We start from the raw sequence: 17,721 nt of genomic DNA on the forward strand, positions 1-17,721 counted from the left end.
ATCTACTCGTTGGCTCGGAGATGGGTATACGAGACAAGACATATATATATTTATATATTGATATTTTTGTGTGTTTCCAAAACTGATTAGGTTAAATACGATAGCTACCGCACGGGGTCACAGCTCCCAGAGTGCTGCTGTTAACCGGATTAGAAGAAATGTAAACAATCGCCACTCCTTGGCTGCCTTTGGAACTGTAAGGGCCGGATGAGTAGCCTATCAAACGCAGACCCACTTTGTTGAGTGAAAACACAGCCAACCCGTGGGTTTTGAATGAAATATTGATGGCGGTCAGATTTTGACGTGGAACGGTCGAGAGAAACGGGGGGAGGGGAGATGGCTTCTCTTCTTGTTGCTGCACCACCCGATCAACCAAGCCCGGTGATCTCCCTTGTCCTTCAGTGCCTTGTAACAGCTGGTTACAGATCTTGAGTCGACCGGCGAACACTCCCTCCAGTAAATTCATCGCCGATTGAATGCACCTCACATAACAAAGCAATTGCAAGGAACAAGCATCAATGAGAATGCACTACAAAGCCATGCTGGCCATCGCCTGCACCGCCGCCCTGTCCGCCTGCGACAGCGAGAAGGCGGCCAACAGCATCGCCAAGCGCGCGCCGCTGCCACTGCCCGATGTCGGTGTCTATGAGGCGAACCTGCTCAGTCGCGACGGCGATCAGGGGCCGTTCAAGATGATCAAGGGGCCGAGCGGGTTGGCGCTGGTCTACCCCAAGGGCGACAGCGAGCAGCGCTGGGGCGTCTGGGTCGAGAACGACGGCAAGCCGGTCACCAGCTCCCAATGGACCGGTCAGGCGGCCCAGAAGGAGAACAAGGATGGCATCTATCCGGTGCTGCTGGAGCGCACCTCAGTGCGGGGCAAGCGGCTCGATGCCCAGAGCAACGACCACAACCTCATCAGCTTTCAAGACAAATCGGTAACCGATCTGGCTGGCAAGGAGGTCAAGCGCTGGACCTTTGATTTTACCCGCGTCGGCACCCAGTTCCGGGATCCGGATCAGAGCACAGCCCTCTATCGCGACTGGAGCGGTCATCTTGCCGTGAGCAAGCTGACCACCCGGACGATCACCAGCGACAGCTGGCTGGTGGAAGATGATGCCGGCCTTGCCGATGCCATGGTGGGCCTGATCCGCAGCACCAACAACGGCGGCACCCTGACACTGGATATCGAGTTCCCCAGGGCCGGCTGCATCCTGACCGGCAAGGGCAATGCCGAGCTTGGCAAAGGTCTGAGCAAGCTCAGCCTGAGCGGGTTTGGCAAGTGCAGCTTCAAGGCGTCAAGCGATCTCAGCCCGCTCGAGAACAAGTGGGTGCTGAGTCTGGCCAAGGCCAGGGATGGGGCACAGGCCTACGCTGCTGCGTTCGAGATGCCGGGTACCCGCAAGGCGACCCTGGTGGTGGGCTTCCCCGAGCAAAACGGCCTGATGGTGATGGGCGAAAAGTTCTGACAGCATTACGTTTTTAATCAAGACCCTAGGATATGCCTAGGGTCTATTTGGCACAATCTTAAAAGATTTGAGGGAAGGATTTAGACTTTATCCAATGCCTTGGTGTCTGATGCGTATTTGCACATGACAGTTGTGTTATCAGCTGCATAGTTGTAGCTGGTCTCAATATAGCTGCCACGATCGCCAGTCAAAATGATATTTACCTTGCTGCCTGGGTTAGGGTAGTGGTTATCACCATCACCACCATACCAGTGTCCTTTATTAAGATCGTAATAATATATATTCCCCAGCACTCTAATTTTCAATATGAATCGTTCAAAACTGGTTGCTACATTTGCAACCGCAGATTGGCCGTTCTTGATGGTCAGGGTCATGAATTGGTACGGACTTGCTTCGATAATTTCTACATCAACACCCAAGGCATTCACTATGGTTAAACTTCCCATATTATTACCCTCTCAAATTTAGTTATGATGCTATGTATTTTATTTCGCAGTGACCTGATGGAAACCTTAAATCACTATCAAAAAAGCTGGTAAAATTAAAAATGCAAAAACCTAGCTATATATCTAATGGCCGATAGATGTTCCACATTTTATATGTAATTATCAACTGCAAAGTTTGACACTTTGCATATTGGAAATCTCTGCTACTTTATCCCATGACTGAAAATAGCTTTGTTATCAGCCTATTGGCTATGGTGAAGCTAAAGTCATCCCGAAACCTGATACACAATCGCAATGCTAAATATCTGCTCGACTCAATACCCCGTCATCTCCAGATAGCCCAGCCCTTGGGCATCCCCTGATACCGTGACCGCCCCCTCCCAGTAGTCAAAGCGGCCTGTCATGGCCTGATTGGGCTGGCGGGCACGAATGGTGAGGTTGAGATCCCCGGCGCTTAGTTGCCATTCGACGGGGTAGGGCTGGCCCTTGGGGCCGCGCCAGGTCTTGCCTGGAGTCAGTGTGATGGCGTCAGGGGAGAGCACCCGGCTGCTGCCGTCCTGTTCAATCAGGATGCCGTAGCGGTTTTCGGGCTCGGCGCGGCCCGATTTGGTGCGCAGGCGAAACAGCATGAGCTCGCGGCCATCGGCAAGTTGCAGCGAGAACCAGTCCCAACCTGACTGCCAGTCGGCCAACACCGAGCTGCTCCACTCGTGATCGAACCAGCCTTGGCCGGTCACGGTGCGGGCCTCGCCATCGAGGGTCAAAGTGCCGGTGAGCGTCAGGCGCGGGTAGGAGTAGTAAAACGAAGCGTTGCCCGGGCTCTTCTCGCTGTAACCTGCTTTGCCCTGCAGCACCACCGGCTTGGCGGCGCTCACCTTGAGATCAAGATCCCCCGCCTTGCTCTGCACCTTGAGGGTGGCGGGGAAGAGTGCCTTCCCCTGTGAGGCCAGCCCCCATTCCCGCAGCCAATATTCGCCGCCGCTGGCACCCGCGAGCCCCGGTCCCTGGCGGCTGGTGCGCTCATCCTGTTGGTGGCTGCCTTTGCCGAGGTCAGTGATGGCAAACTGGGCCAACCAGAGCTGGGGGGTGAGCCAGGGGTTGTTCGACGTTATCGCTTGCTCTATGCCCTGGCGAAACAGGGTCCACTGCAGGCCATAGTCGCGCCCCTGCTCATCCTTGAGGTTGCCGGTGAGATACCACCACTCGGATCTGTAGTCGGGGTGGGCACTGTGATCGGCGGGCAAGCGGATGGGTTGGCCCGGCAGGGCCTTTTTGAACTGATCGCTGCCGCCGCCGAGTATGGCGCCCAGATCGTTGGCCCAGGCCGCCCCGCCATAAAGGGTGCAGGTGAGCAGCAGTAGCCAGACATTGCGTTTTTTCATACCAGTTTCCTCGCGGCAAACCAGGACGCCAATGCGCCACACACAGGCGCCAGCAGCAGAGCCGTGACGGCATGCAAGGGGGCGGCCTCAAAGGCGAGGCGCCAGCCAAAGGCGCGGGGGTTGACCACCTCGATCAGCACCCAGGCCAGCCCATAGCCTACCGGCAGCGCCAGCAGCGCGGTGAGCAACCCGAGGCCAGCTCCCTGCCACACCAGCAGGCGGCGACAATGACGCGGGCTCAATCCCAGACTCTGCAAGGTCTGCAATTCACTGCGCCTGGCCAGCCCCAGCACCATGAAGGCCGAGCCTATGCCGACGAAGGCGATGCCCAAAATCAGCAATTTAAGCAACTCGGTCACCACAAAGGTCTGATCGAACACCTTGAGGGCGGCGGCATGGATGGCGGGGGCGGGCAAGAGGTTGACCCCCTCGCCAAAACGGGCGCGCAGCCGGTCGGCCAGCTGCTCGGGGCTGGCACTGAACAGGGCGAGGGATTGCACCGCCCCCTCTTCGAAGGCGTGCAGGAGTTGCCCCTTGTCGCTGCCGTAATCCTGATAGACGCCGGTGACGGTGAGCCGCCTTGGTCCCTGTTCGCTTGTGATGCTGAGCGTCTGGCCCACCTTGACCCCGAGGCGCACCGTCAGCGGCTCGCTTGCCAGCACCTCGTCGGGGCCCTCGGGCCAGCGCCCGGCCAGCAGGGGATAGGCGGCTTTAAGCTCGGGGATAAAGTCCATCTGCGCCCACTCTATGGGCTGGCCCTGCCAGCGGGCGGGGTGCACGGCGCGGCGCGATGCTTGCGCCACCTCAGGTTCGGTCAGAATGGCGGCCAGGGTTGCCTCGCTCAGGACACCCTTGTTGCCTGCCACCCCCTTGGGGGCCGTGACATAGAGATCGGCGGCCAGACGCTGGCCCAGCCAGATCTCCACGCTCGAGCGAAAACTCGACACCATGACCCCTATGCCGATGGCTGCGGCTATGGCCAGCTGCAGCGCCATCACGGCGATGGCGGTGCGATCCAGATGGTATTGGGTCTCGGCCACCCCGAGCCGGGCGGTCAGGAGGTGGTGACGATCCGGCGCCCCCATGGCGTGGCGCAGCCGCCCCAGCAGCCAGCGCAGGGCGTCCGGCAGCCAGAGTGCCATGGCCAGCAGCCAGCCCCCGGCCACAAACAGGGCGCCACCCAGGCCGGTTTGTGGCAGCCAGAGGCAAAGTGCGCACAGCAGCAGTATGGCGATGGCCAGCCCCCGGCGGCGCCAGGTATGTCGCGGTGGGCGGCTGTTGCCCTCACGAAGATCAAGGGGGGATTGGCGCAGCAGTTGCCACCAGCCGGGCAGGTTGGCGGCAAGCGTCCCGGCAAGGCCTATCACCAGTGCCTTGAGCAGGCTCAGAGGGGAGAGGCGCAGCAGATCGATGGGATTGGGGCCATACAGATCGGCCAGCGCCTGGGTCAGCTGCCCCATGAGCGCCAGGGCCAGCAGGCTGCCGAGCAGCAGCCCGAGCAAGGTGCCCAGGGTTGCGAGGATCAGCAGTTCCAGCGCCAGCCAGCGCAGCAGCCGGCTCGGCGGCAGCCCCAGAATGATCAGCTGGGCCAGCTGAGGGCGACGCACGCTCTGCACGAAGCGCTGGGCGTTGAACACCAGAAACAGTCCCACCGCCATGGCGAGCAGGGAGAGGGCGGTGAGGTTGAGCGCCAGGGCATCGCCGAGCTGGCTGGCATCGAGCGCCGGGCTGATGGGCTCGAGCCAGAGCGGCTGATGGGGGCGATAGGATTGCAGCAGGGCTTGCAGGGCGCGGGCCTCGGCGTCACTCAGCTGGAAGACGATGCGATCGAGTCGACCCTCCTTGCCAAGCAGGGACTGGGCTAGGCCTATGTCGGTCACCAGCAGCCGCTCCATGGGCACGGCGCCTGGCTCGAAGGTGCCCGCCAGGGTCAGGATAAGCGGGCGATCACCCTCGCCACCCGGCACAAAGGTGCGGGATTGGCCCGGTTGCCAGTCAAGCCGCCTGGCCTCCGGCGCCGCCAGCCAGACGCTGTCGGCGCGGTTGAGCGAAAAGGCGGGCTCGCTGGATGGGCCTTCACCAAACAGCCGGCGAAGGGGGCCGGGGTTGAACAGATCCATCCCCAGCAGCTGAAAACTGCGCCCCTGCTCGTCTTTGAGCCAGGCGTGCAACTGCGGCATGGCATTGAGGCTCGGCTGGCTGCGTACCAGTTTGACGTAAAGCTGCTCATCCAGACCGCCGCTCGGGGCCAGCCGGTAGTTGGCATCCCCCGCCAGCTGGCTGCGGGCGGCGACGAAGTTGGTGCTGGCACTGTGGTTGAGAAGCTCTATGGCCACCACCAGCGAGACCCCCAGCATGAGCCCGGTCAGGCTCATCAGCAGCAGCCAGGGATGGGTGCGATAGAGGCGCAGCAGCGCCTTCAACGGCAGCATGAGGCGGCCTCGCGATCGCGGCTGGCGTCACTCATGGCGTGCGCCCTTGAGCTCGACAAGCTGTCCCCCTTCGAGGCGCAGCACTCTATCGGCCAGGGCGCCATAGGCGGGGTTGTGGCTCACCAGCAAGAGCCCGGCGCCGGTTTCGCGCACCGCCTCCATCATCAGCGCCATCACCTGCTCGGCGTTGTGCTCATCGAGACTGCCGGTGGGCTCATCGGCCAGCAGCCACTGGGGCTGGTGAATGAGGGCGCGGGCCAGGGCCACCCGCTGGCGCTGGCCGCCGGAGAGCTGCTCCGGCCAGGCGTGGCGCTTGTGGACGAGATCGAGCCGGGTGAGCAGGGAGTCAAGGGTTGTCTCAGGGCGGGGCAGGCCGTTGATGGCGAGCGGCAGGCAGAGGTTCTCCTCCACGTTCAGGGTCGGCAACAGATTGAAATCCTGATAGACGATGCCAAAATGCCGACCGCGCAGGCGGGCCCGATCGTCCGGGGACTGGTTGTCGAGCCGGGTCTGCCCCAGCCAGATCTCCCCCTCATCCGGGGGTATGAGCCCGGCGATCAGGTTGAGCAGGGTCGACTTGCCACAGCCGCTCTGCCCCAGCAGCAGGGTGATCTCGCCAGCGGCTAGGGTGAGATCCAGATGATGGAACAGCGGCAGGCGTTCGCTGCCGTTATCGAAGCTCTTGCAGAGGTTGCGCAGGGTCAGCATGGGATAACCGCTTGATGGTCAATAGCTTTCATCATGCCATCTAGGCTACCACGGGCGGGAATGATCAACACGCCTCGCGACGGATCAAGAGGGCAAGTTAGTGATCAAGCCTGCAAAAGAGGTGAGGATCCTCGCTGGATCCCGCTTGCCAGAGGTGGTTAGAATAGGGGCTTCCATGGGTCACAGGATGAGCAAGGATGTTACACAAGCAAGTCAGTTTTATCATCGATAGCAAGGGCAACAAGCAGGCTGCCGTCGTCCCCATCGAGATTTATAACGAGCTGATGACCCTGCAAAAGGCGCTCTCCGACAACAAGCCGGGGGAGCGCGAGCTGTACCACTTCAACGGCAAGGGCGCCGAGGCCCACGGTTATCCGGTGGGCAAGCGGCAAAATCCCGGCTTCATGGTGCTGGCGGGCTCCACCGCCAATGGCGAGGATGCCGCCTCCCTGCGTGAAGCCGTGATCGAGCTGCGCCAGGAGCTGCTGGGCAAGGGGATCCTGGCCCCTCGCAGTGAAGGAGGGTTTGTGTTCACCGCCGATCAGCTGTTCAACAGCCCGAGCCTGGCCGCCAGCCTGGTGGCGGGCAACAACCGCAGCGGCCTGGATGCCTGGCAAAACAGCGCCGGCTACACCCTCAAGCAGTCGGGTTTCGGCAAGAAGTAATTCCCCGGCACGCCAGCTGCGCCTCCCTGCCGCTTGCGGGGACTGCACAACGGACATGAAAACGCCGCCCTCTTTGGTGATCAAGGAGGGCGGCGTTTTTTGTCAGGCGTTTATTTCTTGCCGGTCAGCAGCCAGTAGCTGATGGCCGAACCAAAGCCGCAGCCAGCGATGGCGATGGCCATGGGCAGCGGCGATTCGGGCGGATTGAGGTTGACCAGAATGCCCACCAGGGCGCCTATGCCAAAGCGCAATGTGCCGGCCAGGGCCGAGGCCGTGCCTGCCGACTGGGGGAAGTGACCCATCAGGCCCGTCATGGCGTTGGCCCCCACCAGGCTGATGTGACCGACGAACAGCACCACAGGGATGACGATGCCCCACAGGCCCCCGGTCTGGCTCCAGGCGTTGTAGATGAGCAGGGCTCCGGCACAGGGCAGCATCAGCAGACCGTATTGCAACATGCGCTCGGCGCCCACTCCTTTCACCAGCCGGCTGTTGACGAAGGTGACCACCATCATCAGCAGGATATTGAGGCCGAACAGCCAGCCGTAGTGCTCGGTCGGCACCTTGAAATACTCGATGTAGACGTAGGGCGAGGCGCTGATAAAGGCGAACATGCCCGAGCTCGACAGGGCGCCACACAGCACATAGCCCATGGCGCCGCGATGGGAGAGCACGCCCCAGTAGTTGCGCAGCACCTGCCCCAGCCTGAGCGGCTGCCTGTGTTCAGGCTTCAGGGTCTCCTGAATTTTCCACTGCATCACCACGCAGATGAGCAGGCTGATGCCCACCAGCAGCCAGAAGATCACCCGCCAGTCGCTGTGGGCGCTGATGTAACCGCCTATTACGGGGGCCACCAGGGGCGCCAGCGTCATCACCAGGATGACGAACGACATGGCCCGAGAAAACGCATCCTTCTCGAACAGGTCGCGCAACAGGGCATTGACCACCACGGAACCGGCCGCACCGCCCGCCGCCTGCAGCATGCGCCAGGCCAGCAGTTCGGGCAGAGAGTCCGCCATGGCGCAGCCCACCGAGGCGATGGCAAACATCACCAGACCCGCCAGGATCACCGGCTTGCGGCCATAGCTGTCGGCGAGCGGCCCGTAGAACAGCTGACCGATGGCGAAGCCGCCGAGGAAGGCGCTGATGGTGAGCTGGGCACCGTCTATGCTGGTGGCGAGATCCCGGGCGATGGCCGGAATGGCGGGCAGGTACATGTCCACCGCCAGCGGGGTCAGGCCCGCCAGGGCGCCGAGCAGGATAAACAGAAAACGGGGAGAGAGGGCTGCGGGTTGGGGCATAGGATGTCCGATCGTGAGCAAGTTCGCGTGAAAAAAAGTAACAAGTAGTCAGTCTATCAGTTTTGGCTGGTTTTGGCTGGTTTGGGCAGGGCTATGCCGTCCCCCGTCACGCTCTGGCTGTGATGCCCGGCGGCGAATTGCGGTCCGGGCTGCCGGATCACTGCCGTTTCGGGGCCTGACAGCCTCGATAGGCGAGCAGTAGCCAGCAGAGCCAGCCCAGCAGGGAAATCCCGCCTCCCCACCGTTCTGGCCAGCGGGCAGTCAGCCTCAGGCTGAGCCTGTGCTGGCCGGCAGGCACCCAGACTTGCAGCAGCCCCTGCCGGTTTGCGCTGACCGCCAGCGTCAGCGAGTCATCCAGTCTGGCCTGCCAGCCCGGGTAGTCATATTGGTGCAAGATAAGCCTGGTGGGCCTCTGTGTCCTCACCGTCAGTTCCAGCCATCTGGGTTGCCAGCGTACCAGCGTCCACTCGGCGCCTTGCTGCTCAGTGGTGACCGGGGGTTGAAACTCCTCCTTCCAGGCGAGCAGAGTCGGGGTGAACCGGCCACTGGGCACCTGAATGGGGCGGTATTCCCGGGCACTGCGCTTGCTGTCGAACTCGGCATCGATCACCGTCTTGAGCGGTGCCTGGGTGAGGGGGGCGTAATAGACATAGGCGAGGCTGGAGACCAGGGTGATCAGCAGCAGGCTCCACCAGATCCCTTGCCATGGCTGCTTGACCGGGGTTCCCAGCGCGACCACCGCCACCGTGGCCAGAGTGAGGATCAGATTGCACCGCCAGGGAAATTGCAGCCGCTGCAGCGGTGGCAGCAGGTGCCAGATTGGCTGGCTGAGGGGCAGCATCATCAGGAAGGCACCCACCCCCAACACCCCCCAGCACAGGAGCTCGGGGTGGCGTGGCTCACGGGCCGCTGCCCAGGCGAGCAGCAGCAACCCCATGGTCAGCAGGCTTTGCCAGGCCAGATGGCCGCGAAAGCGCCAGTCGCCCCAGCCCGAGGGCAAGCGGTCGAGAAAGTTGCGCCTGAAGTCGAACATGCCGCCACGCATCAGCTCCATGGAGATGGCCCCCTGATCCAGCAGGGCGGGTAGCAGCAGGGCCGCGGCCATGGCCAGCCCCAGCACTTGTGCGGCCAGGGTGATCCGGATCGGAAACGACGTGCGTGAGCGCCAGGTTTGCAGCAGCGCCCGCAGCGTGATCAGCGCCAGCATCAACAGCAGGCTGGGCAGGTGGGTGAATGCCAGCAAGGCCAGCGCCAATGTCAGCAGGGGGAAGCCGCCTCGCCGGCGCTGGCCGGCGAGATCCTGGCCCAGCAGCACCAGCGGGGCCCAGACGAAGGCCCAGAATTCCGCCAGGGCGAAGCGGGCATAGAGATCCAGGGCCAGATGATAAGGCAGGGCGAGGTAGAGCAGGCTGGCGGCCAGGGCGCGACCGGGGGCGCTAAAGCGGCGCAGCCAGAGGTATGCGAAGAGACCGGACAGCAGCAGCGCCAGGCTGGCGCTCCATAGCAGGGGGTAGATGGCCTGATGGGCGAGCGGCTGGGGGCCAGCGAACAGAGCGCTGACGTAGTAGGGCAAGGGGGGATAAAAGAAGAAGGTGGGGCTGCCAAAGCCGCCGTTCATGGCCATCAGCCAGCGCGGGTAGAGCTCCCCCTGCCACAGTTGCAGCGCAAAATAGTGGCCGGAAAGCAGATGATGAAATAGATCATGCCCCTGGCTGCCCCCCCGCAGCCAGAGCGGCAGCAGCAAGACCCCGCAGGCCAGCACCAGCGTCAGAGGGATGAGATACCATTCGCCAGGCTTCTTCATAAACAGACTCACTTGTCACGGATGCGAAGTGAGTGTAGTCGACGCTGGCCGCCTGGCAGGTGGGTCGAGTGGCTGACTAGGGGGCGATGGGTACCTGTAGCTCGAGCCAGAGGGCGGCTAGGGGGAGACAGGCTCTTGTATCCCGAGCCAGAGGCCCGGTTCGGCGTGAAAGCGGGGGGCAAGCCAGATCTGCCGGTTTGGTGCGGGCAGATCGCCAGCCAGGATGGGCCGTCGGCTGAGGCGGCAAGCCCCTTGCGCCAGTGCGAGGCGGGCATCCCCCTGGTACCAGCCGTCGGTGACGGGCAGGGCCGTGGTCTCTCGCAGTAGCCTCACCCCCCACTGGGTCACCAGCGCCGGGCACACCCGCTCGGCCAGTTGAGTCGCCTTGACCATGGCGGGCGGCAGGGGCGGGGTGAGTGTGGTCATCAGCAGCGCAAGGGCTCCCAGCATGGCCGGCAGCTCGCCCCGGCGCGGCAGCCTGCCCGCCAGCAGCACAAGGCCGAGCAGGGTGAGGGGCGCCAGATGGCGGGGATTGTCCGGGTTCTGGCCAAACAGGGTCCAGAGCAGCAGGGCCAGCCAGCCGAGATACCAGACCTGCTTGGCAGGTGCGGCCTTGCACCGAACCGCAGGCCAGAGCGGTATCAGCAACAGCCCGATTGCCAAGGGCCAAAGCGGGGTCAGTTGATCATTGAAGGTGCGGGCCCAGCTCAAAAGCCGGTCGCCATGGGCCGCCGCCGTGTTGCCCCAGAGGGTAAAGTGGCCGTCGGTAAAGCGCCGCCCTTCGCTGAAATAGGCCAGGCCATCGGCCTGCCAGACAAACAGCAGGCTGGAAAATCCTACCAGCGCAATGGGGAGTATAAATCTGAGTCGTTCCCCCTTGTGTTGCATCCCGAGCCAAAGCGGCAGCAATGCCAGCACGAAATAGGAGGGGCGCAGGGCCAGCAGCAGCCCTACCAGCAGGCCGGCCAGCGTTATCTTGCGATGCTGCAAGGCCAAGAGAGCCCCGAGCCATGCCGCCAGCGCAGGCCCGTCCGAGAGGCCGGAGAGCGCCAGGGTCGGGGTGAGCGGCAGGGCCAATATCAGCAGCCAGACCGGCGTCAGCAGGCTCGGCCGCTGCCACAACCTGACCGCAAGCAGCGCAGCCAGTGGTGCCAGCAGCCCTGTACCCATCAAGCTTGCCCACTGCACCGCGCGGGCCGGTTCGTCTACCAAAAGATTGATAAGCCGCGCCAGCCAGATAAAGGCGGGGTAGCCAGGAAAGTGGGGGGAGAACTCCAGCACGCTGAAGCGCGTCACCCCGTGGGCAAAGTTCAGGGCATCGTCGGAATCGAGCGCCACCGGAAAGGCCAGCAACCAGCCAAGCCAGGCCAATTGCAGCAGAGCAAGCAGCCAGAGGGGGGATGAGTCAGGGGAAGTCCAGCGCCGAGACCTTGCCTTCCCCCTCATCCCCACCCCTTCTCCCGATGGGGGAGAAGGGGGAAAACCGACGTCCGGGTGCATTTATCGGCAGGCTGTGCGTAGGGTGGGTGGAGCGAAGCGAAACCCACGGTTTGTCACAGCGAGATGGCGCAATGATGGGCAGAGGGTCATCAGAGCGGAGCCAGCACGGTCATCAGGGCTTTCTCGGCGTCGGCGAAGGCGGTGGCATCGGCAGGCTTGGCACCCACCCCGAAGACACCCGGGTTGCCGATGGCATCGAGCACCCTGGCCAGCGCCTGCTCGGCGGCCTTGCGATCCCCTTCACTGAGAGAGGGGAGGATCAAATCCAGGAAGCGCTTGCTCTTGACCACCAGCACCTTGGCGGTCTGGTAGTCGCCAAGGTTCTGGCTGGCCCCCTCTAGGCGACGCTCGATCTCGGCCTTGTAGGCGCGGTTGAGCAGGGCGGCAGTGGCGGCCGCATCCTTGGCTTTGATGGCGGCAGCCAGCGGCGCTTGCAGCTCGACCTTGTGGTGCTCTTCCAGATAGGTCAGCTCCTCGGCGATGTCGCTCAAGGTGGCGCTGGCATCTTTGCCGTCAGTGGCGGCGCCGAGTAGCGCCTCGCGTGCATCGATCAGCGGCTCCTTGCCGGCGGCGGCGTAGGAGTAAGCCTGTACCTGGCCGCTGAGGGTCAGCAGTAGGGTGAGGCCAAGTAAACCCGGGCGTATGATCATCCTGTTCTCCTTGTTGTGCTTACGGCACGGCCCTCAGGCCACGCTCTGGGTCTCGATCACGGTATTTTCGTTGCGATGGTTAAAGATGGCGTGGCGTCTGTCCACCCCGTCGATCACCATGTCGGCGGCCATCATGCCCATCTCCATGGCGGTGTCGGTGAAGATGTAGCGGAATGTCCCCTGACGGCCGGTCATGATGAGGTTGCCTATCGGCATCAGCGCCTTGATGGCTTCGTTGCGGCGGGCCTGATAGCCGAGATCCATCAGCGGATAGGCGTACTCGCTGCGCGCCTCGAAGGTCTCATCCCCCAGCTTGGCGGTATCCACCCCCAGGCTGGCGAGATCGGCAGTGACCCGGCCGCGCAGCTCGGCCAGCGGCGCCTGCCAGGTGGCGTCTCCCGGATTACAGGGGATCTCCAGCATCACGGATGTTTTCCCCACCGGCGCCATAAAGGGGCTGCGCCGGCGCGGCTCCTGCAAGCGGGTGGCCAGGATATGGGGGTCCGAGAGGTACTGCCAGGTGTTGTCCGACAGGTTCTCCTGATTGAGGGGCATGTTGACGAAGCGAAGCGAGCGGTAGTGCAGATCGCACGGCAAGCCCAGATGCTGACAGGTGAGCGGCAGCGGCAGGGTAGAGATCACCTGATCAAAGGATTCGCTTTGCTCAACACCCTCCTGTTGCCAATAAACCCGTTCAATCCGGCCATCAGCCTGCTCAAGGCGAGTGATGGTGGCGCCGGTTTTGAGCTCGACGCCCTCGGTCACCAGCCGCTCACCCAGGGTGGCGAAGATCTGGCCGAAACCATACTTTGGATAGCGATACTTGCGGGCATAGGTACGCACCGAGAGGTTGCCCTTGCGCCTTGGTAGCAGGCGGCGTGCCACGTCTTTGAGATCGATGAGGCTGATGCGCTGACCGGCCCAGTCGGCGGAGAGCCGGTCCGGGTTGATGCCCCACAGCTTGCCGGTGTAGCCCTCGAAGAACTGGCGATAGAGGGTGCGGCCGAAGTGGCTCTGGATCCACTCGGCAAAGCTCGCCTTGTCAAAGTCTTCCGGCTTTTTGGCAAAGGGCAACAGCAGCAGATCCTTCACCGCGCCGGCCATCAGCGGCAGGGGGGCTGTCTTGATCAGATTGGTGAGGTTCAAGGGGTAGTCATAGGTGCGCCCGCCAAAGCGGATCACGCTCTTGCGATCGGCGTGGAGCAGATCGTCCCCCATCAGCTCGTCGATAAAGGCGAGCAGCTCGGGGTTCTTGGTGATGAAGCGGTGACCGCCGTAATCGAAGCGATAGTCGCCATCCTTGCCGGCAAAGGTCTGGGTGGCGCACATGCCGCCCACCACGGGCTCCTGCTCGAACAGGGTGACCGCAAAACCGGCTTGGCAAAGACGCCAGGCGGCCATCAAACCGGCAGGGCCTGCGCCCAGTACTGCAATCTTCTTGCTGTCGCTCATGACTGTGTATCCGAAAAATCTGGCTGAAGAGAAAAGGGGAAGAGGGTGAAAAAAGCGGCCCATCCCGTGAGCCGCCTTGCCGTATTCATATCTCGCAAAGAGGCGGGCTTACCCCTGGACTTTGTGGCGATAGTTGCGATGCCAGATGGTGACGAAGATCACCAGGTAGCTGGCCCAGGTCAGCAACTGCAAGCCGGCCGGTGAGGCATTGTAGCCAAACAGGGCGCGCAGGAAGGTACCGAATACCCCCTGATCGTCGAGAATGTGACTGATGTTGAATACCGGCGTCGTCCAGAGGGTGATGACCCCCGCCGCCTGCAACATGTTGACGGCGGACGACAGCAAACCTGCGGCTATGATGATGATGAGCAGGCCGGTCCAGCGGAAGAAGGGGGCCAGCGCCACCTTGCGGGTAGAGCGCAGCAGGCCCCACACCAGCACCACAGAGATCAGCAGTCCCGCCAGTGCCCCCATCAGCCCCTCGTGCAGATCCACCCCTTGCCCTGAGTAGACCAGGGCCGAGAAGAAGAGCACGGTTTCAAAGCCCTCGCGCATCACGGCGAGGAAGGCGAGCAGCACCAGACCAAAGAGGTTGCCGCCATCGATGGCCGCATCGATGCGCGCCGTCATGGCCCCGACCTGGGACTTGGCCTGCTTTTGCATCCAGACCGCCATGTAGGTGAGCACCAGAGTAGCGAAGATCAGGATCCCCGCCATCAGCAGGTGGTTGTAGCGCTCGCTCTCGAACTGGCTCACCACCACCTGGAACAGGAAGGCCACCACCAGAGAGGCGACGAGGCCCAACCCCACCCCCAGATAGATGAACTTGTTGTAGCGGCTCGCCCCCAGCTTGGCGAGATAGGAGAGGCAGATGCCCACCAGCAGAAAGGCTTCCAGCCCCTCGCGCAGGGTAATGAGAAAACTTGCAAACATCAGGATTCAGGCTCCGTGTCAGGCGTAGGGGAGGTGGGTTGCAAGGTGAGTTGCAACCGGTTGAGCAGCACTATGGGTGGCTCCGGGAGGCTCGGCTCGGCGGCGCGCACCGCATCATTGACCCACTTGGGGTAGGTGCGGAAATTGAGTTTGATGTCGGCCTGGAAGGGCCCACGGGCATCCGCCGGCAGAGGCCAGGCTTCATCGCGCCAGCCATCGGCCGGGATGCGGGTATCTGCCAGCAGCTTGGCGTAACGCCAGAACTTGAGCCCCACCGGTTTGCCGTCGGCATCGCCAAACACCTTTCTGAACAGCCGCGCGTCCTCGGGCACGGCGCCAGCCACCGGCTGGCCGCTTTGGAGTACCCGCTTGCCGCTGGCATCGGTGACGGTCAGCTCCAGCCAGAGTTCGCGAAAATCGGCGACCCCGGTGGGCAGGGCGTGGCCCACGCCGGTATTGGCAACTCGCACCACCAGTTGGCGGCGATCGACTGCCCCTTCGATGCGGGCTGAGAGGGTGGCGCTGGATCGCAACAGCGCCAGGCTCTCCTGCTCGAGTTCAGGGTTGCGCAGTCCCACCAACTGGTGCTGGGCACCGGTGAAGTTGTGGCGATAGAGGCGTTCTTTCACTGTGCCGTTTTCGGTGGACTGGCCGGCCACCGGCGCGCCGCCGTTGCCCGGCTCCGGGTCCATGTGACAGTCGATGCAACTGCGCCGCTTGGCGGGATCCTCCGCCTTGGCGAAGCTGGAGTTCTCCCACTCATCCCAGGTGTTGACGATATTGGCGCCTGTGCCCGGGGCAAACTCGTTGTGGCAGGACTTGCACAGGGCCGCATCGCGGTAGAAATCCTTCTGGTAGGAGGCTTTGTGCATGGCGGGGCGGGCGTTGATCTGCCGCTCGGCCAGCCAGTGCTTGAGGCTGCCGCCGGCGGCATCCTCGAACACATAGCTCTCGCGGTCTTTCAAATTCACGGTAAAGGCGCTGTTGCCACCGGCATCCTCGAGCCGGGTGATGCGATGGCAGAGCACGCAGCTTGTGCCTTCTTCCACCACGGGCTCGCCTTTCTGGTGGGCCGCGATCAGCGAGGCGCCGCCCTGCTCGAACATATGGGAGCCCTTGGGCATATCCTGCTGGCCGTTCATCACCTGCTGGGGCATGTGGCAGCCCTGGCACCACTGGCCGAACGCTTCGCCCTCGGTCTGGCGGGCCAACGCCTGCACCACCTTGTAGTAGGGGTGGGAGTTGCCCATCAGCCTGTGGTTGCTCTCGCTCCAATCCTGGAACGCTTGCTGGTGGCAGTTCTGGCAGGAGGCGGAGTTGAGCCACTCCTTGGGATGGGTGGTCGGCGCCTTGGCCGGATCCGTGCGCGGGGCATCGAGCCGCAGCCAGTTGGCGAGATAGGGGAGGTTGCCATCGGCGGTCACGAAGGCGTGCAAGTCTTCCATCATGGCCTTCACCTCGGGCTGGGGCCTGGCGGGGTCAACTGCCTCGGCGCCATCGCGGGTGTCATGGCCCATGCCGCCCTGGGTCTGCTGGGTCATGCGCAGGTATTCGCCGATAAAGTCCCCCGCCACCATGTTGGCGAGGTTGGCGTGACCATTGATGGCGTTATCGCTGCTCTGCTGGCGATGGGCGGCCATCAGATAGCGGTTGGTGAAGTTGAACCCGTCCAGATGGCAGGAGTTGCAGCTCATCCAGTTGTCCCCCGCCATGGGGAAGCGTGAGTTGGAAGCTGTGTTGCCCAAGTTGAACAGCCGCTCGCCGCGCTTGAGCGCCTCGGGGCGGGGATCCGTCTCCACCAGTTTGGCGAAGTGCGGCTGATCGACGGTGACCCGGGCGAAGGGGCCGCTGCCGCCGGTGTTGAGACGGGTGAGATCCTGCCCCATGGCGTTGTGCACCAGTAGGTGGTCGCCATCGATCAGCAGATCCCGCGGATTCTGGCCCGGCAGATGGCGAAGGAGCTGGGTCGCCTTGGCGCCCCCCTGAAACTTCTTGCGGCGGTGGCGGTTGCTGTTCTGCTTGCCGCTGCGCGACAGGTCGAACACCAGCAGATCCTCCGAGCCCGCCAGGGTCAGGTAGATCCGCTTGCCGTCGGCGGCGAAGCGCGCCGCGAACGGGTTGGAGACGATCTGGCTGCGGTTGCCGACGCTCGGCAGGTTGATCTGCAAAAAGAGCTGCTTTCTTTCATCTACCCGCTCTTTCTCCTCATCGAGATTTATGATGGAGACGGCCGGAAAGACGGTGCTCTGAAACTGGAAGGGGTGGTCGAAACTCCACAGCACATGTGGCAGCCAGGCTTCGCTGCCATCGGGGGAGATAGTGATGCCATCGAGCAGGCGCGGCAAGCCCTGGGAGTCGCTCGGCGTATCGCTGTGGGTCTCGGCCAACGTGATCAGGTGCGGCTTGGGCAGGGTGGTGCCGTTGGCTCCGCTCTCGAGCTTGCCGAGATCATAGATGGCGAGCTGGCCCGTCATGGCGTGGGTGAGCAGCAGGCGGTCGTCGTTGGTCAGCGCCAGCCCGCGCGGGGTTTCGGCACTGGCCGCATCCAGCTGCAGTCTGCCTGAGGTGTCGTAGGCCTGCAGGCGGCCTGCCTCAAACAGCGTGACCCAGAACCACTGCCGCTTGGGATCGAAGATGACCCCATAGGGTCTATGGCCGGTGGGGATCACCTTCGCAAGGTCGAGATCCTCATCCAGCAGCAGCAACCGATCGCCGCTGTAATCGGTGACCAGCAGGGTGCCGTCGCCTGCGCGGGCCAACTGGCGCAGATCACCGCCAAAGCGGGCCTCTTTGAGCCGCTTGCCGTTGTCTCGTGCCAGCAGAGTGACAGATCCTGCGCTCAGGTTGGCGGTGACGAGGCGATGGGTCTCGCCCTCGTCATAGGCGATCATGGCCGCGCCCATCTGCTGGGCCGCGGCAGTATGGGTACCCAGCAGCAGTGCTGTGGTGAGCAGGCAGGAAAACAGCAACTTCAGCATGGGA

Annotated in this window: 14 protein-coding genes; 2 read left to right on the top strand and 12 right to left on the bottom strand. The window is 62.9% G+C overall.

Annotated elements, in window-relative coordinates:
• Positions 1-91: 91 nt before the first annotated feature.
• Entirely contained in the window at positions 92-466 is a 375-nt protein-coding gene (locus AACQ95_RS15930; RefSeq protein WP_241279023.1) for a hypothetical protein, read from the bottom strand.
• Positions 467-524: 58 nt separating this feature from the next.
• Here AACQ95_RS15930 and AACQ95_RS15935 point away from each other — a divergent pair, with 58 nt between their 5' ends.
• On the top strand, positions 525-1,466 hold the full coding sequence (locus AACQ95_RS15935; RefSeq protein ID WP_339357911.1) for a hypothetical protein: 942 nt from the start codon (positions 525-527) through the stop codon (positions 1,464-1,466).
• An 80-nt stretch (positions 1,467-1,546) separates the two neighbouring features.
• Here the strand turns inward: AACQ95_RS15935 and AACQ95_RS15940 are convergent, their stop codons facing one another.
• From AACQ95_RS15940 to AACQ95_RS15955, 4 genes are all read right to left on the bottom strand, one after another.
• A complete protein-coding gene (locus AACQ95_RS15940) occupies positions 1,547-1,912 on the bottom strand; it encodes a hypothetical protein (RefSeq protein ID WP_241279025.1) in 366 nt (121 codons plus the stop codon).
• Between the two features lie 314 nt (positions 1,913-2,226).
• The gene (locus AACQ95_RS15945) at positions 2,227-3,294 is read right to left on the bottom strand and encodes a lipocalin-like domain-containing protein (protein ID WP_241279026.1); all 1,068 of its coding nucleotides are present in this window, start codon (positions 3,292-3,294) and stop codon (positions 2,227-2,229) included.
• Positions 3,291-5,726 (bottom strand): ABC transporter permease, encoded by a 2,436-nt coding sequence (locus AACQ95_RS15950; protein ID WP_241279027.1) that lies wholly within the window; start codon positions 5,724-5,726, stop codon positions 3,291-3,293. Before AACQ95_RS15950 ends, AACQ95_RS15945 begins: the two co-directional genes overlap by 4 nt.
• A 27-nt stretch (positions 5,727-5,753) precedes the next feature.
• Entirely contained in the window at positions 5,754-6,434 is a 681-nt protein-coding gene (locus tag AACQ95_RS15955; protein ID WP_241279028.1) for an ABC transporter ATP-binding protein, read from the bottom strand.
• A 197-nt stretch (positions 6,435-6,631) separates the two neighbouring features.
• Here AACQ95_RS15955 and AACQ95_RS15960 point away from each other — a divergent pair, with 197 nt between their 5' ends.
• Positions 6,632-7,099 carry a DUF4357 domain-containing protein gene (locus AACQ95_RS15960; RefSeq protein ID WP_043141117.1) on the top strand — a complete coding sequence of 156 codons (468 nt, stop codon included), beginning with the start codon at positions 6,632-6,634 and terminating at the stop codon, positions 7,097-7,099.
• A 110-nt stretch (positions 7,100-7,209) separates the two neighbouring features.
• Here AACQ95_RS15960 and AACQ95_RS15965 read toward each other — a convergent pair whose 3' ends face one another.
• From AACQ95_RS15965 to AACQ95_RS15995, 7 genes are all read right to left on the bottom strand, one after another.
• On the bottom strand, positions 7,210-8,400 hold the full coding sequence (locus AACQ95_RS15965; RefSeq protein WP_043556132.1) for a Bcr/CflA family multidrug efflux MFS transporter: 1,191 nt from the start codon (positions 8,398-8,400) through the stop codon (positions 7,210-7,212).
• Positions 8,401-8,557: 157 nt separating this feature from the next.
• Positions 8,558-10,204, bottom strand: coding sequence for a 6-pyruvoyl-tetrahydropterin synthase-related protein (locus tag AACQ95_RS15970; protein ID WP_241279029.1), 1,647 nt, complete (start codon positions 10,202-10,204; stop codon positions 8,558-8,560).
• A gap of 117 nt (positions 10,205-10,321) precedes the next feature.
• Entirely contained in the window at positions 10,322-11,593 is a 1,272-nt protein-coding gene (locus tag AACQ95_RS15975; RefSeq protein WP_241279152.1) for a hypothetical protein, read from the bottom strand.
• A 200-nt stretch (positions 11,594-11,793) separates the two neighbouring features.
• Positions 11,794-12,354 carry a hypothetical protein gene (locus AACQ95_RS15980; RefSeq protein WP_241279030.1) on the bottom strand — a complete coding sequence of 187 codons (561 nt, stop codon included), beginning with the start codon at positions 12,352-12,354 and terminating at the stop codon, positions 11,794-11,796.
• Positions 12,355-12,387: 33 nt separating this feature from the next.
• Positions 12,388-13,806 carry an NAD(P)/FAD-dependent oxidoreductase gene (locus AACQ95_RS15985; protein ID WP_241279031.1) on the bottom strand — a complete coding sequence of 473 codons (1,419 nt, stop codon included), beginning with the start codon at positions 13,804-13,806 and terminating at the stop codon, positions 12,388-12,390.
• Positions 13,807-13,914: 108 nt separating this feature from the next.
• Positions 13,915-14,739: an FTR1 family iron permease gene (locus tag AACQ95_RS15990; protein ID WP_241279032.1), complete on the bottom strand. Its 825-nt coding sequence runs from the start codon at positions 14,737-14,739 to the stop codon at positions 13,915-13,917.
• Positions 14,739-17,717, bottom strand: coding sequence for a hypothetical protein (locus tag AACQ95_RS15995; protein ID WP_241279033.1), 2,979 nt, complete (start codon positions 17,715-17,717; stop codon positions 14,739-14,741). Before AACQ95_RS15995 ends, AACQ95_RS15990 begins: the two co-directional genes overlap by 1 nt.
• Positions 17,718-17,721: the final 4 nt, after the last annotated feature.

Source organism: Aeromonas sp. MR19, from assembly GCF_963899305.1.
Classification (GTDB): Bacteria; Pseudomonadota; Gammaproteobacteria; order Enterobacterales; family Aeromonadaceae; genus Aeromonas; species Aeromonas bestiarum.

Bases quoted from the DNA above. Each gene is read 5' to 3' on its own strand.
- AACQ95_RS15930 (WP_241279023.1), bottom strand. From the start codon at position 466: ATGAATTTACTGGAGGGAGTGTTCGCCGGTCGACTCAAGATCTGTAAC.
- AACQ95_RS15935 (WP_339357911.1), top strand. From the start codon at position 525: ATGCACTACAAAGCCATGCTGGCCATCGCCTGCACCGCCGCCCTGTCC.
- AACQ95_RS15940 (WP_241279025.1), bottom strand. From the start codon at position 1,912: ATGGGAAGTTTAACCATAGTGAATGCCTTGGGTGTTGATGTAGAAATT.
- AACQ95_RS15945 (WP_241279026.1), bottom strand. From the start codon at position 3,294: ATGAAAAAACGCAATGTCTGGCTACTGCTGCTCACCTGCACCCTTTAT.
- AACQ95_RS15950 (WP_241279027.1), bottom strand. From the start codon at position 5,726: ATGCTGCCGTTGAAGGCGCTGCTGCGCCTCTATCGCACCCATCCCTGG.
- AACQ95_RS15955 (WP_241279028.1), bottom strand. From the start codon at position 6,434: ATGCTGACCCTGCGCAACCTCTGCAAGAGCTTCGATAACGGCAGCGAA.
- AACQ95_RS15960 (WP_043141117.1), top strand. From the start codon at position 6,632: ATGTTACACAAGCAAGTCAGTTTTATCATCGATAGCAAGGGCAACAAG.
- AACQ95_RS15965 (WP_043556132.1), bottom strand. From the start codon at position 8,400: ATGCCCCAACCCGCAGCCCTCTCTCCCCGTTTTCTGTTTATCCTGCTC.
- AACQ95_RS15970 (WP_241279029.1), bottom strand. From the start codon at position 10,204: ATGAAGAAGCCTGGCGAATGGTATCTCATCCCTCTGACGCTGGTGCTG.
- AACQ95_RS15980 (WP_241279030.1), bottom strand. From the start codon at position 12,354: ATGATCATACGCCCGGGTTTACTTGGCCTCACCCTACTGCTGACCCTC.
- AACQ95_RS15985 (WP_241279031.1), bottom strand. From the start codon at position 13,806: ATGAGCGACAGCAAGAAGATTGCAGTACTGGGCGCAGGCCCTGCCGGT.
- AACQ95_RS15990 (WP_241279032.1), bottom strand. From the start codon at position 14,739: ATGTTTGCAAGTTTTCTCATTACCCTGCGCGAGGGGCTGGAAGCCTTT.
- AACQ95_RS15995 (WP_241279033.1), bottom strand. From the start codon at position 17,717: ATGCTGAAGTTGCTGTTTTCCTGCCTGCTCACCACAGCACTGCTGCTG.